The organism is Burkholderia sp. AU30198, from assembly GCF_020419825.1.
In the GTDB taxonomy this organism is placed as follows: domain Bacteria; phylum Pseudomonadota; class Gammaproteobacteria; order Burkholderiales; family Burkholderiaceae; genus Burkholderia.
Genome location: NZ_JAIZSA010000001.1, coordinates 178124 through 191727, shown reverse-complemented (window position 1 = coordinate 191727; position 13604 = coordinate 178124). Strand labels below are relative to the sequence as shown.

At 67.3% G+C, this 13604-nt stretch carries 10 protein-coding genes; 4 read left to right on the top strand and 6 right to left on the bottom strand.

Annotation, left to right across the window (positions count from 1 at the left end; translation table 11 throughout):
• Positions 1–20: 20 nt before the first annotated feature.
• Together potE and LGN19_RS00785 are read right to left on the bottom strand one after the other, a co-directional pair.
• The gene (gene potE / locus LGN19_RS00790) at positions 21–1406 is read right to left on the bottom strand and encodes a putrescine-ornithine antiporter (RefSeq protein ID WP_226212850.1); all 1386 of its coding nucleotides are present in this window, start codon (positions 1404–1406) and stop codon (positions 21–23) included.
• A gap of 71 nt (positions 1407–1477) precedes the next feature.
• A complete protein-coding gene (locus LGN19_RS00785; RefSeq protein ID WP_174958476.1) occupies positions 1478–3778 on the bottom strand; it encodes an Orn/Lys/Arg decarboxylase N-terminal domain-containing protein in 2301 nt (766 codons plus the stop codon).
• A gap of 509 nt (positions 3779–4287) precedes the next feature.
• Here LGN19_RS00785 and LGN19_RS00780 point away from each other — a divergent pair.
• A complete protein-coding gene (locus LGN19_RS00780) occupies positions 4288–6468 on the top strand; it encodes an ornithine decarboxylase (RefSeq protein ID WP_226212849.1) in 2181 nt (726 codons plus the stop codon).
• Positions 6469–6555: 87 nt separating this feature from the next.
• On the opposite strand, the gene LGN19_RS00775 is transcribed toward LGN19_RS00780, so the two are convergent.
• The 3 genes from LGN19_RS00775 to LGN19_RS00765 all read right to left on the bottom strand — a co-directional run bounded on the left by LGN19_RS00775 (position 6556) and on the right by LGN19_RS00765 (position 9008).
• Entirely contained in the window at positions 6556–7713 is a 1158-nt protein-coding gene (locus LGN19_RS00775; protein WP_226212848.1) for an iron-containing alcohol dehydrogenase, read from the bottom strand.
• The gene (locus LGN19_RS00770) at positions 7710–8045 is read right to left on the bottom strand and encodes a putative quinol monooxygenase (protein WP_174958473.1); all 336 of its coding nucleotides are present in this window, start codon (positions 8043–8045) and stop codon (positions 7710–7712) included. The genes LGN19_RS00775 and LGN19_RS00770 overlap by 4 nt, the downstream gene beginning before the upstream one ends.
• Positions 8046–8291: 246 nt before the next feature.
• Complete coding sequence (locus LGN19_RS00765) at positions 8292–9008, bottom strand: SDR family oxidoreductase (RefSeq protein ID WP_226212847.1); 717 nt, start codon at positions 9006–9008, stop codon at positions 8292–8294.
• A gap of 133 nt (positions 9009–9141) precedes the next feature.
• Here LGN19_RS00765 and LGN19_RS00760 point away from each other — a divergent pair, with 133 nt between their 5' ends.
• Positions 9142–10119, top strand: coding sequence for a LysR family transcriptional regulator (locus LGN19_RS00760; protein ID WP_226212846.1), 978 nt, complete (start codon positions 9142–9144; stop codon positions 10117–10119).
• 8 nt (positions 10120–10127) lie between these two features.
• Here the strand turns inward: LGN19_RS00760 and LGN19_RS00755 are convergent, their stop codons facing one another.
• Positions 10128–10862, bottom strand: coding sequence for an SDR family oxidoreductase (locus LGN19_RS00755; protein ID WP_226212845.1), 735 nt, complete (start codon positions 10860–10862; stop codon positions 10128–10130).
• Positions 10863–10965: 103 nt separating this feature from the next.
• On the opposite strand from LGN19_RS00755, the gene LGN19_RS00750 reads away from it, so the two are divergent.
• Together LGN19_RS00750 and LGN19_RS00745 are read left to right on the top strand one after the other, a co-directional pair.
• Positions 10966–11922 carry a LysR family transcriptional regulator gene (locus tag LGN19_RS00750; RefSeq protein ID WP_226212844.1) on the top strand — a complete coding sequence of 319 codons (957 nt, stop codon included), beginning with the start codon at positions 10966–10968 and terminating at the stop codon, positions 11920–11922.
• Positions 11923–12072: 150 nt separating this feature from the next.
• Positions 12073–13461 (top strand): nucleobase:cation symporter-2 family protein, encoded by a 1389-nt coding sequence (locus LGN19_RS00745; protein WP_122949273.1) that lies wholly within the window; start codon positions 12073–12075, stop codon positions 13459–13461.
• The last annotated feature ends 143 nt before the right edge of the window (positions 13462–13604 follow it).

The following is a 13604-nucleotide window of genomic DNA, read 5'->3' as shown; positions in this document are numbered from 1 at the left end:
GGCGGCGACCGCCGCCCTCGTCACGCTTGCAGCGACTTCCCCGGCTCCTTCACATGGGCGTCAACTTCCATCTGGTAGAAGCGCGCGCTGACGAAGCCGAACAGCGTCCAGCCGAGGAACACGCACAGGCCGCCGAGCATCAGCGCCTGCTCGCCCGAGCTGAACAGCGCATAGAAGCTGTACGCGGTGGCGACCATCGCAATCACGTTCGTCAGCAGCGCCTTCGCTGGCGGCACCTTCGCGACCTTCTGGATCGTGATCAGCGCGGCCATCGACATCACGTAGGGCACGAGGTTCGTGACGACCGCGAGATCGACGATCTTCTGGAACTGGCTGCTCAGCTCCGGGCTGATCGTCATCAGCGCCAGCGCGACCTGCGCGACCAGCAGGATCACCATCCCGACGATCGGCGTGCCGGTGCGCGTCGCCCGCGCGAACACCGGCAGGAAGTAGCCGACATCCGCCGAGCTCTTGAACACCTGCGCGACCGTGAACTGCCAGCCGAGCAGCGAGCCGATGCACGCGATCACCATCAGCGCGGTGACGATCGTGCCGACCGTCGGCGTGAACATCGTCGCGAACGCGATGCCGAACGGCGCGTTCGACTTCGCGAGAATCGCGTTGGGCACGATCCCCGCGATCACGTTGGTCGACACGATGTAGAAGATCGCCGATGCGATCGTGCCGCCGAGCACGGCGATCGGCACGTTGCGCTCAGGATTCTCGACGGCGTCCGAGTTCGCGCACGCCGATTCGAGCCCGAGGAACGCCCACAGCGTCACCGCGATCGAGCTGCTGACGGCCGGCCCGAGCGGCAGGTGGTTCGGATTCCATGCGGCGCCCCAGGTCGCGCCGCTGAACCAGAACCAGCCGATCAGCGACACGACGACGACCGGAATGATCACGCCCCACACGGTCACCGAGCCGATCCGGCCGGTGATGCGCGAGCCGCCGAAGTTCGCGACCGTCGTGAGCACGAGCAGGAAGATCGTCCACAGGCCCGTTTGCAGCGGCGACAGCGTCGCGTCGAACAGCACGGTGCCGTAGCCGACCGCCGTGACGCTGATCGCGACGTTGGCGATCACGAGCGACAGCCCGTACGTGTAGTTCGCCATGTAGTTGCCGGCCTTGCCGAACGCGTATTCCGCGTAGCCGCCCATCCCGCCCGGCTTGCGGCTCAGCATCCCGCAGCGGGCGAACGCATAGGCCAGCGCGAGCGAGCCGCCCGCCGTGACGATCCACGACAGCAGCGAGATCGTGCCGACCTGCGCGAGCTTCGACGGCAGCAGGATGATGCCGGAGCCCATCATGTTGACCGCCGTGAGGATAGTCAGCTGCCAGACATTCATCCGGTTCTTCGGCGCGGCCGCCGAGGCCGCGCCGGACATGCGCGCTGTGTTTTCCATGATGTCGATCCTTCGATGTGAGGCCGCCGGAGCGGCCGGTCGCATGTTTGTCCGTTCGTCCGGCCGGATGCTCAGGCCGTCAGGCAGTACACACGGTACGTGCCGTCTTCCACTTCCACGCCGTGCGTGTCGTGCGCGAAGCCCGGGAAGCGCCGGTCATATGCTTCGAGCGCCCTCAGGTAGCCGAGCACCGGGCCGCCGGCCGGCCCCGCGTTCTCGCCCGGCATCAGCAGCGGAATGCCCGGCGGATACGGCACGACGCCGGTGGCGACCGTGCGTCCGGCCAGCTCTTCGAGCGTGACCTGCTCGACACGGCCCTGCACCAGATGCTCGTACGCGCGTACCGGGCTCATCTCCGGCTTCGGCAGGATCGAGAAGGCTTCCGACATCAGCCGCGTCGTGCCGAGTTGCTCCATGGCCGCGAACATCGTGTCGGCCAGATCCTTCAGCCCCATGCCCGCATAGCGCGCGCCATGCTCCTTCGCAAGCGACGGAATCGCCATGTCGAGCGACAGGTTCGCGTCGTAGTCGCGCTTGAAATCGCACAGCGCGCTGACGAGCGAGCCCCACTTGCCCTTCGTGATGCCGATCGAGAACAGGAACAGGATCGTGAAGTCGGTCGTCTTCTCGACGACGATCCCGCGTGCATCGAGATACGCGGTCACGACGCTCGCCGGAATGCCGACCGGCATCAGGCCGCCGGCCGGCGCGACGCCCGGCGTGACGATCGACACCTTGATCGGATCGAGCATGCAGTAGCCGTCCTCGATATTGCCGAAGCCGTGCCATTGCGCGCCGGGGCGCAGCACCCAGCACGACGGGTCGCTCGCGAGCAGCTCGGGCGGTGCGTCGTGGAACGGCAGCGTGCGGCCCGTGCGCGTCTCGAGCACGGTGTCGGGCTGCCAGCATTCGAAGAACCAGTCGCCCTTCGCGCTGAACTCGCCGTTCATCCGCGCGATCATCTGCCGGAACGCGACGGCCTCCTCGATCGACTCGTGCGTGAGCGCCGCGCCGCCGGGGCCGTCCATCATCGCGGCCGCAACGTCGTTCGACGCGATGATCGCGTAGTTCGGCGACGTCGACGCGTGCATCATGAACGTTTCGTTGAACTGGCCATGCGGAATCGGGTTGCGGCCGTCGCGCACGTGGATGTACGACGCCTGCGACAGCGCGGTCAGCAGCTTGTGCGTCGACTGCGTCGCGAACACCGTCGGGCGGTCCGCACGATGGTCGCGCGGGTCGCCGTGCATCGCATGGCGATCGCGGTAGATCGGGTTGAAACGCGCGTAGCCGTACCAGGCTTCGTCGAAATGCAGCCGGTCGACGCTCGCGCCGAGCAGTTCCTCGACCCGCGCGACGTTGTAGCACAGGCCGTCGTACGTCGAGTTGGTGATGATCGCGTGCTTCGGCTGGCGGTCGGCGAGCCCGGCCGCGAGCGGGTTCGACGCGATCGCCTCGCGGATCGCCGTCTGCGTGAGGCGCTCCGACGCGATCGGCCCGATGATCCCGTAGCGGTTGCGCGTCGGCACGAGGTAAGTCGGGATCGCGCCCGACATCGTCATCGCATGCTCGGCCGACTTGTGGCAATTGCGATCGCACAGCGCGATCTGGTCGCGGCTCACGCTCGCCATCAGGATGATGCGGTTCGACGTCGACGAGCCGTTGGTCACGTGATACGTGCGATGCGCGCCGAACACGCGCGCCGCGTAGCGCTCGCTTTCGCCGATCGGGCCCGAGTGGTCGAGCAGCGAGCCGAGCTCGCCGACCGAGATCGACAGGTCGGAACGGAACAGCGCTTCGCCGAAGTATTCGAAGAACGCGCGGCCGACCGGCGATTTCAGGAAGCCCGTGCCGCCCGTGTGGCCGGGCGTATGCCACGAGTATTCGTAGACACGCGAGAATTTCGCGAGCGCGCCGAACATCGGCGGCAGCACGGTGGCGCGATAGCGTTCGATCGCCGCATGGATGCGCCCGCCGATGAAGTCGGCCGTATCTTCGAGCAGCCACACGAAATCGTCGACCTGGCCCATCACGGCGGACGGCACCGTCGATGCGACGCTGCGGTCGGCCAGCAGGAAGATCGGCACGTTGCCGTTGCGTTGCCGGATCGCGTCGACCACGGCCTCGGACGGGCCATGACCGTCCACACCGAGATCCCAGTCGAGCAGCACGCACTGGATCGACGGATCGGAACGGATCAGCATGATCGCGTCGTCGGCCGAGGTTGCCGTGAGCACGTCGATGTCGCGCTGCGCGAGCTCCGCGCTCAGCGTGCGGACCGCACGCCCGGTCGCCGATTCCTGGGTGATCTCGTCGTCGACCAAAAGCGCGCGCATGCCGAGACGGCGAATGCCACCGACGGACGTATTCATGTTGTTGCCCTCGTTGTTCCGATGCTTCGTTGGGGTGATGCATCTCACGAGCACGCGGACAGCAGGCCACGGGCGGCGGCGTGAGACGCTCGCAAATCCGATTTGATTCGCCATCCAATTCGGTGCCGACTATGCCATAGATGCCATTCGGTGAACAGCAGGCGATTCGGCGAAACTGGTGACTGTTTTCAAATAGTATTTCACGATTGGTTCATTTTTATGTGCATTGCAGCATGCCAATTCCTGATTATTTGATCATTCTCATCCAACACTGAGATTGTCGATTCCGGTCGATTGAATTCGCGTGGTTTTGTTGCTACGATCGGCTGCGCCGTGCATTGACCGATGGCGGCCGTGCCTCGCCGGACAAGGCTTCTTCGTGCGGCGCGCCATTCGGCATTCAGCATTCGCGGGAGCATTTCAATCGGCTGCAGCGCGTATCGGATTACGCGGATTATGCAGCCGTGCGAATGCGGCTCCCGCTTCCGCACATTTACGGGAGAGTTCGCGTGAGCCTGTTGAAAATCGCAGTCGAGCCGGCGCTGATTGGCGCCTTCCTCACCACGCATGAACAGGTCGATGTATTCCAGACCGATTTCACGAATATCGCGGCAATCGTCGTCGGAATCGATTCGGCGCAACAGGTACTGAAAACCGTCGAAAGAACCGGATTCGCGATTCCGTTTTTCGTCGCGGTCGAGCCCGACCAGGAAGTGCCGCCATCGATCCTGCCGAGCGCGAGCGGCGTGATCCAGCTCCGCCACGGCGGGCGCCACTACTACGGCCGGCAGATCTCCGCCGCCGCCGACATCTACAGCGAAAACCTGCTGCCGCCGTTCTTCAAGGTGATGCGCGAATACGTGCAGCGCGGCTACGTCGAGTTCGACTGCCCCGGCCACCAAGGCGGCCAGTTCTTCTCGAATCACCCGCTCGGCCGGATGTTCTTCGACTTCTTCGGCGAGACGATCTTTCGCGCCGACCTCTGCAACGCCGACGTCCGGCTCGGCGACCTGCTGATCCACGAAGGCCCCGCGCTGGAAGCGCAGCGCAATGCCGCGCGGATCTACAACGCGGACAAGACCTACTTCGTGCTGAACGGCACGTCGACGTCGAACAAGGTCGTCACGAGCGCGCTGCTCGCCCCCGATGATCTCGTGCTGTTCGACCGCAACAACCACAAGTCGGTGCATCTCGGCGCGCTGGTGCTGTCGGGCGCGCGGCCGGTCTACCTCGAAACCGCGCGCAACGCGTGGGGCCTCATCGGCGGCGTCGACAGCGCGGCGCTCGACGAAGCCCGCATTCGCGACGCGATCCGCGACGTCGCCCCGGAGCGCGCCGACCGGCCGCGCCCGTTCCGGCTCGCGGTGATCCAGCTCGGCACCTACGACGGCACGATCTACAACGCGCGCGAGATCGTCGACCGGATCGGCCACCTGTGCGACTACATCCTGTTCGATTCGGCGTGGGTCGGCTACGAGCAGTTCATCCCGATGATGCAGGACTGCTCGCCGCTGATGCTCACGCTCGGCCCCGACGATCCCGGCATCTTCGTCACGCAGTCGGTGCACAAGCAGCAGGCCGGCTTCTCGCAGACGTCGCAGATCCACAAGAAGGACAGCCACATCGAAGGCCAGAAGCGCTTCTGCGATCACCGGCGCTTCAACAACGCGTACATGATCCATGCGTCGACGAGCCCGTTCTACCCGATGTTCGCGGCGCTCGACGTGAACGCGCAGATGCATGCGGGCCCGGCCGGCAAGCGCCTGTGGCGCGACTGCGTCGCGCACGGCGTCGATGCGCGCAAGCTGCTGATGAAGACCTGCCGCCAGATCCGTCCGTTCGTGCCGCAGCAGATCGACGGCCGCCCGTGGGCCGACTACCCGACCGAGCAGATCGTCGACGACCTGCGCTTCTTCCGCTTCCACCCGGCCGATACGTGGCACGGCTTCGAAGGCTATGCGGACGACCAGTATTTCGTCGACCCGTGCAAGCTGCTGCTGACGACACCCGGCATCGATCGCGACACGCACGAATATGCGCCATTCGGCGCACCGGCGCCGATTCTGGCGCGCTACCTGCGCGAGCACGGCGTCGTGCCCGAGAAGGCCGACCTGTACACGATCCTGTTCCTGCTCACGCCGTCGGAAAGCTTCGGCAAGCTGCAGCATCTGGTCGCGCACCTCGCGCAGTTCGAGCGTCATCTCGACCAGGACACGCCGCTGCGCGAAGCGATTCCGTCATTGTGCGAAGCGTATCCGGAGCTGTACGGCAACATGCGCCTGCGGCAACTGTGCCAGCGGATGCACGACTTCTACCGCAGCCACGACATGAAGCATCTGCAGAAGCTGATGTTCCGGCGCGCGCAATTCCCGAAGCAGGCGATATCGCCGCAGGCCGCGAATGCCGAGTTGATCCGCAACAACGTCGAGCTCGTCACGCTCGATCGCATCGAAGGCCGGATCGCGACCGAAGGCGCGCTGCCCTACCCGCCCGGCATCTTCTGCGTGGTGCCCGGCGAAGTATGGGGCGGCCCGGCGCTCGACTACTTCCGCGCGCTCGAAGCCGGGATCAACGCGCTGCCGGGTTTCGAGCCGGAAATCCAGGGTGTCTATCTGGAAACCCGGCCGGACGGCACGAAGCAGGCTTCGGCGTATGTCGTGGCAACCGGCGCCGACGCGTCACGCGGGTAAGCCGGGTTGGCGGGCGGCCGCGCGCCGCTCGCGATCCTGAGCGCATCGCGAAACATCACGGGCGGCGCGACGCGCCCGCCCGCCGCGTCACCACGCCTGCCGGTAAATCTCCAGCGCATCGGCCTCCGTTACCTCGCGCGGGTTATTCACGAGCAGGCGCGTCTGCAGCATCGCATCCGACGCCATCCTCGGCAGGTCGCCCTCCCCGATGCCGACCTCGCGCAGCGTGCGTGGAATGCCCGTCGCGACGATCAGCCGGTCGATCTCGGCGATCAGCGCGTGCGTGCGCGCTTCGTCGCTGCCCGTCGCCGACGGCGCGACGATCGCCGCGAGTTCCGCATACAGCGGCGCGGCAGCCGGCGCGTTGAAACGCAGCACGTGCGACAGCACGAGTGCATTCGACAACCCGTGCGGCACATGGAAGATCCCGCCGACCGGATAGGCCAGCGCATGCACGGCCGCGACCGGCGCATTCGCGAACGCCTGCCCCGCGAACATCGCGCCGACCAGCATCGCCTCGCGCGCGTCGCGGTTGCCGCCGTCGTCGCACGCCGCGAGCAGGTTGCGCGACAGCAGCGTCAGCGCGTGCACGGCCAGCATGTCGGACACCGGGTTCTTCAGCCGCGCGGACGTGTACGCCTCGATCGCATGCACCATCGCGTCGATGCCCGTCGCGGCTGTTGCCGCGCGCGGCAGGCCGAGCGTGAGCTCGGCGTCGAGGATCGCGACGTCCGCGAACAGATGCGGCGACACGACGCCCATCTTGCGCGCCTCGCCGACCGTGACGATCGACACGGCCGTCACTTCGGAGCCCGTGCCAGCCGTCGTCGGCATCTGCACGAGCGGCAGCCGCGCGCTCGTGACCTTGTCGACGCCGTACATGTCGGCCAGCGCCTGCTGCCCCGGCGCGAGCACCGCGATCAGCTTCGCGACGTCCATCGACGATCCGCCGCCCAGGCCGAGCACGATCTCGGCATCGGCCGCGACGGCCCGTTCGGTCGCTTCCAGCACCACGTGCTCGGGCGGATCGGCGATCACGTCGTCGATCACGGTAACCTGCCAGCCATGTGCGGCGAGACTCTCCAGCGCGGGCGCAAGCACGCCGCTGCGATGCAGGAACGCGTCGGTGACGACACACAGCCGCACGAGCGCCGGAAAGCGCTCGCGCAACAGCGCGCCGAGCCGGCGCGCGGCGCCGAATTCGACGACCTGCGTCGGAACGGTACGGAATTGAAACGGGTTCATCGGGTGCCTCCCGGTGGCGTCGCCGTGCCGGTGTCCGGCTGCACCATGTAGCGCGACACGTCGCGGCGATCGAGCAACGGAATGATCGCGCCGATCCCGATCCGCTGGAAATGCGGCGTTTCCCGATGCACATCGAGGCCATCAGCATCCCGGTAGCGTTCGAGGATCACGATGTGGTCGGGATCCTCCGGCGACCGGAAATACCCATAGTCGAGATTCTTCGGCTCGGCGCGCGTGGCCGGCGCGAGCTCGGCGAGCAATTCGATCACGCGGTCGCCGTTGCCGGGTTTCGCGTAGTAATGCGCGATGACCTGAAGGTAGGGTTCGTTCATGTTGCGCTCCGGGTTCGACTGGGGGCCGTCACGACGGGGACGCACGCCAGGCGCGGCGAACCGGAGGGATTCGAACGCGACGGCACTACGCCGTGTCACTGGCGGGTCGTCGCATTGTATTGAATCGGCACGGCCTGCGCAGCGCCGCCACCGCGCCGCGAACAACCTCGCGGATCCTGCGCCCCGTTCACGGCCCCGAGGATCGCAACTGGCCGCTACCCGCCGCGCGATGTGCCGATGCGACGATCACCACTGCACCGTCCTCCCCAGATAGTCGAGATACTCGAGCCCCGGGCGCACCCGCTTCGCGATCAGCACGTTCACGAGACTCGGCACGCTTTCCTCGATCGTCAGGCGCGCATCGGGCCCGCCCAGCTCCGTGCGGACCCAGCCGGGCGCCATCAGCACCATCGCGCGCCGCGTATCGGCCTGGCGCACCGCGAAGCTGCGCATGAACTGGTTCAGCGCGGCCTTGCTGCCGCGATACACCTCGCGCATCCCGCTGACGTTGTTCGCGACGCTGCCCTGCCCCGACGACATCGCGCCGATCAGGCCGTCCGCGGCCACGAGATCCTGCAGCGTCTCGATCACGCGCATCGGCGCCAGCGCATTCGTGATCATCACGCGCACGAATTCGTCGGTCGTCACTTCGCCGATCGTTTCGGTCGGCTCGTTCGTCGTGCCCGCATTCACGAACAGCATGTCGAAGCGCCGGCCCGACAGTCGCTCGCGCAGCGCGGCCAGTTGCGTCGGCTCGCAGATGTCGAGCGTCTCGATGTCGAGCCGGCCGTCGAACCGATCGGCGAGGTCGTGCAGCTTCGTGCGCCCCGATCCTGCGCGAACGGTGCCCGTTACGTGCCAGCCTTTGTCCAGGAACGCGTCCGCCATCGCGAGCCCGAGGCCGCGCGAGGCCGCGACGAGCAGGATCGCGGGGACATTTCCGTTCGATTCGATTGATTGCATGGTTTCCGCCTTTGCCGGGATTCGTCATGCAGCCACTATAGGTGCGCACCACGACAGGCGCCAGACGCACCAAACTCAACGCTTAGTTGCATCAAACGCCATGCCAATCCGCGCAGAGGCGTATCCTGTCGCCATGGAAGACATCGACCTGAACCTCGTCACCGCGCTCGACGTGCTGCTGTCTGAAGGCAGCGTGACCGGCGCCGCGCGCCGGCTCGGCCTGAGCACGTCCGCGATGAGCCGCACGCTCACGCGGCTGCGGCTGTCCACCGGCGATCAGTTGCTCGTGCGCGCCGGGCGCAAGCTCGTGCCGACGCCTCACGCAGCCGCGTTGCGCGACCGCGTGCACGCGATCGCAAGCGATGCACGCGCGGTGCTGCAACCGGCGACGGCCGACGTGGACATGGCGACGCACGCGGCCACGTTCACCCTCCGCGCGGCCGCATCGTTCATGGAAATGCTGTCCGGCCCGGTGGTCGCCGCCCTCGGCGAAATCGCGCCGCAGGTGCGCATCCGCTTCGTCCCGAAGCCCGACCGCGATCCGCAAGCGCTGCGCGACGGCGCCGTCGACCTGGAAATCGGCAAGCGCGGCGACGATGCGCCCGAACTGCACACGCGCATGCTGTTTCACGACTGGCACGTCGCGGTGGCACGCACCGGGCATCCGCTGTTCGCATCCGGCAGGATCACACCTGCGCGTTATGCGGCCTGCCGTCACGTGATCGCGTCGCAGCTCGGCGATTTCGGCGGGCCGGCTGACGACTCGACCGACAAGGCCGGCTCGGGCCACACCGTGCACGTCGTCGTACCGGGCTACCCCGATGCGATGCGGGTCGCGGCCAGCACCGACCTGATCGCGCTCGTGCCGCGCTCGAGCCTCGGCAACGCTTTCTCGCCAGGGCTCACGGAGGCCCTCGGGCTGCGCCGCTTCGAGATCCCGGTGCCCTTGCCCGAGATCCTCGTGTCCGCGCTGTGGCACCCGCGCATGCACGGCGACCCCGTACATCAGCGCCTGCGCGATGCAGTCATCGCCGTCTGCCAGCGCGCGTATCCGGATGGCCGCGCGCCGCGCACACCGGTGCGCCGCACCGGCACGCGCGCGACAGGCTGACGCGCGGCTCAGACCAGCCGGCCGCCGCCGTCGATGTGCAGGATCTCGCCATTCATGAAGCCGTTGCCCAGCAGGAACGCGATCGCTTCCCCCACCTCATCGGCACGCCCCACTCGGCCGCCGGGCAGCGACGATGCCGCGCCCGCGAGGATCGTGTCGCGCATATCCGGGCCGAACGCGTCATACAGCGGCGTTTCGACGAAGCCCGGCGCGACGACGTTCACGCGAATCGGCTTCAATTCGAGCGCGAGCGACTGCGCCAGCGCCTCGACGCCGCGCACGGCGGCGGCAATGACGGACACGCCCTGCGCCGGACGATCCGACAGTTGCCCGCCGGTCAGCACGATCGAGCCGGTGGCGGGCATCAGCGGCAACGCGGCCCGGATCGCGTAGACCGGCCCGGCGATCCGCTCCTGCAGCGCGGCGAGCAGGTGATCGGGATCGGTCTCGTTCAGCTTGCCGGCAATGAACCGGCCGGCGGTGACGACCAGGTGATCGACGCGCGTGATCGTGTCGAAGACGGCCTGCACCGCATGCCGGTCCGCGATGTCGGCCACCGCGATGCGCGCGCCGCCGATCGCCTGCGCGGCGGCCTCGAGCTTCGCGCGGGTCCGGCCGACCAGCGTGACGCTGGCGCCGTTCGCCTTCGCGGCGGCCGCCGCCTCGAGGCCGATTCCGGAGCCCCCGCCGAATACCACCACGTGCGCACCGTCCAGTGCCGAAGATTGCGTTGCCTCGTTCATGTCGACTCCTCATCAGGGATTGAAGGTTCGCGAACGTTAGGTCATTCCCTAACGCATTGGAACATGGGAGACTTGAATAAGGTTCATGCCATAAAGGAATAAGATGGATTCGCTGCGAGCCATGCGCGTGTTCGTCCGCGCGATCGAGCTCGGCAATTTCTCGGCGGTCGCGCGCGAGGAAGGCACCGGCCAGCCGACGATCAGCAAGATCGTCGCCGCGTTCGAACAGGAACTGGGCGTGCGCCTGCTCGAACGCTCGACCACGAGCCTCGCGCCCACCGACGAAGGCCGCCGGTTCTACGATCGCTGCAAGCGCGTGATCGACGAATACGCGAGCGCGGTCGCCGAGGTGCGCGGGCAAACGGTGCGGCCGGTCGGCAAGCTGGTCGTCAATGCGCCGCTCGGGCTGGGCGAGCTGCGGCTGAACGCGCTCGTGCTCGAATTCCTCGCCGCGTGGCCGGAGATCGAGGTCGAGCTGCAATTGACCGACCGCGTGATCGATCTGGTCGAAGAAGGCGTCGATGTCGCCATCCGCCTCGGCCACCTGCTGCCGCCGGACGCCGTGGCGCGCCACATCGCGACGTCGCCGCGCCTGCTGGTCGCCACGCCGGGGTACGTGTCACGGGCACCGAAGCTCCGCCGGCCGGAAGATCTCGCCAGGCACGAATATGTCGGCTACGCACGCGCGGACATCGGCAACGAACTGACCTTCGCCCGCGGCGACGAGCAGGCCATCGTTCCGGTACACGGCCGGTATCGCGTGAACAGCTCGATGGCGCTGCGGCAATGCTTCCTGGCCGGGAACGCGGTGGGCAGCGGGCCGGCGTGGCTCGTTCAGGACCTGATCGACAGCGGGCAGCTCGTGCGGTTGCTGCCGAAGTGGGACATGGTGCCGCCGCATGCGCTGCACCTCGTCTATGCGTCGCGCCGCTATCTGCCGCTGCGGACCCGCACGTTCCTGCAGTTCATGGAGCGGCGGATTCCCGAACTGCCCGGGTTCCGGGCGACCACCGCCCCGGCCACCACCCCGACCGTGCCCGCCTCGCGTCGAGCCCGCTGACCGAAAGGCGCCGCGTTCACGGCCGCCCGGCTACCGATCCGCCACCGTTTTCCCGATTCGCCGAATCCCCGCTATTGCAGCGCCCCCGGCGGCGGCGCCGGGCCGTTCGGCTAAAATGCCGCACTTTCCACCTTGTCCGGCCCGCTCGCCATGCAACCCGCCTCCCCCGCCCAACCCGCCGTCCACGGCGCCGACGCCGCAGATTCGGCCCGCGACCTCGTCTACGGCCCGAACGACCGGCCGGCGCCGATGGTCGCCTTCGTCGCCGCGCTGCAGCACCTGCTGGCGATCATCGTGCCGATCGTCACGCCCGGCCTGCTGATCTGCCAGGCACTCGGCGTGTCCAGCCGGGATACGACCCTTATCGTGTCGATGTCGCTGGTGATTTCCGGCATCGCCACCTTCGTCCAGTGCAAGCGCTTCGGCCCGCTGGGCGCCGGCCTGCTGATCGTCCAGGGCACCAGCTTCAACTTCGTCGGCCCGCTGATCGCCGGCGGCAGCCTGATGGTCAAGCAAGGCACGCCGGTCGAAACCGTGATGGCCGCGATCTTCGGCGTCGTGATTGCCGGGTCGTTCGTCGAGATGGGCGTGTCGCGCATCCTGCCGTTCGTGAAGCGCCTGATCACGCCGCTCGTCACCGGCATCGTCGTGCTGCTGATCGGTCTCACGCTGATCAAGGTCGGCCTCATCAGCATGGGCGGCGGCTATGGCGCGATGGCCAAGGGCACGTTCGCGAGCGCGGAGAACCTGACGCTATCGGGCCTCGTGCTCGGCACGATCATCCTGCTGAACCGCGTGCCGATCGTGTGGGTGCGCAGCACCGCGCTCGTCATCGCGCTCGTCATCGGCTATCTCGCGGCCGCGTTCCTCGGCCGTCTCGACTTCACCGGCATGCACCAGGCCGCGCTGTTCCAGGTCCCGACGCCGCTGCACTTCGGCATCGGCTTCTCGTGGTCGCTGTTCGTGCCGATGCTGATCATCTACCTCGTCACGTCGCTCGAAGCGATCGGCGACGTCACGGCCACCAGCAAGATCTCGAACGAGCCGGTCGAAGGCCCGGTGTGGATGCAACGGATCAAGGGCGGCGTGCTCGTCAACGGCGCGAACTCGCTGCTGGCCGGCGTGTTCAACACGTTCCCGAGCTCGGTATTCGCGCAGAACAACGGCGTGATCCAGATCACCGGCGTCGCGAGCCGCTACGTCGGCATCTGGATCGCGGGGATGCTCGTGGTGCTCGGCCTGTTCCCGGTCGTCGCCGGTGTGCTGCAGGCCGTGCCGGAACCCGTGCTCGGCGGCGCGGCCATGGTGATGTTCGGTGCGGTGGCCGCATCGGGCATCAACATCCTCTCGGGCGTCCATCTCGATCGTCGCGCACTGCTGATCATCGCGGTGTCGCTCGCGCTCGGCCTCGGCGTGTCGCAGGTGCCGGACATCCTCAACAGCCTGCCGCACGCGCTGAAGAACGTGCTGGAATCGGGGGTGGCAACGGGCGGCATCTGCGCGCTCGTGATGAACTGGTTCCTGCCGGAAAAGAAGTAAGCGGATCAACCGCGCGACGCGCGGTGCGCCTGACGGGCCGCACCGCGTGTCGTGCCAGCCGGCACCCGCGGCTGCCGGTGCAGGCTGCGCGATCAACGCATCGCCAACCGGCCGATTCCGGTCACACCACCCGTCGCACCGAT

Coding starts and splice junctions, on each gene's coding strand:
- potE (WP_226212850.1), bottom strand. CDS start 1,406: ATGGAAAACACAGCGCGCATGTCCGGCGCGGCCTCGGCGGCCGCGCCG.
- LGN19_RS00785 (WP_174958476.1), bottom strand. CDS start 3,778: ATGAATACGTCCGTCGGTGGCATTCGCCGTCTCGGCATGCGCGCGCTT.
- LGN19_RS00775 (WP_226212848.1), bottom strand. CDS start 7,713: ATGAACCCGTTTCAATTCCGTACCGTTCCGACGCAGGTCGTCGAATTC.
- LGN19_RS00770 (WP_174958473.1), bottom strand. CDS start 8,045: ATGAACGAACCCTACCTTCAGGTCATCGCGCATTACTACGCGAAACCC.
- LGN19_RS00765 (WP_226212847.1), bottom strand. CDS start 9,008: ATGCAATCAATCGAATCGAACGGAAATGTCCCCGCGATCCTGCTCGTC.
- LGN19_RS00760 (WP_226212846.1), top strand. CDS start 9,142: ATGGAAGACATCGACCTGAACCTCGTCACCGCGCTCGACGTGCTGCTG.
- LGN19_RS00755 (WP_226212845.1), bottom strand. CDS start 10,862: ATGAACGAGGCAACGCAATCTTCGGCACTGGACGGTGCGCACGTGGTG.
- LGN19_RS00750 (WP_226212844.1), top strand. CDS start 10,966: ATGGATTCGCTGCGAGCCATGCGCGTGTTCGTCCGCGCGATCGAGCTC.
- LGN19_RS00745 (WP_122949273.1), top strand. CDS start 12,073: ATGCAACCCGCCTCCCCCGCCCAACCCGCCGTCCACGGCGCCGACGCC.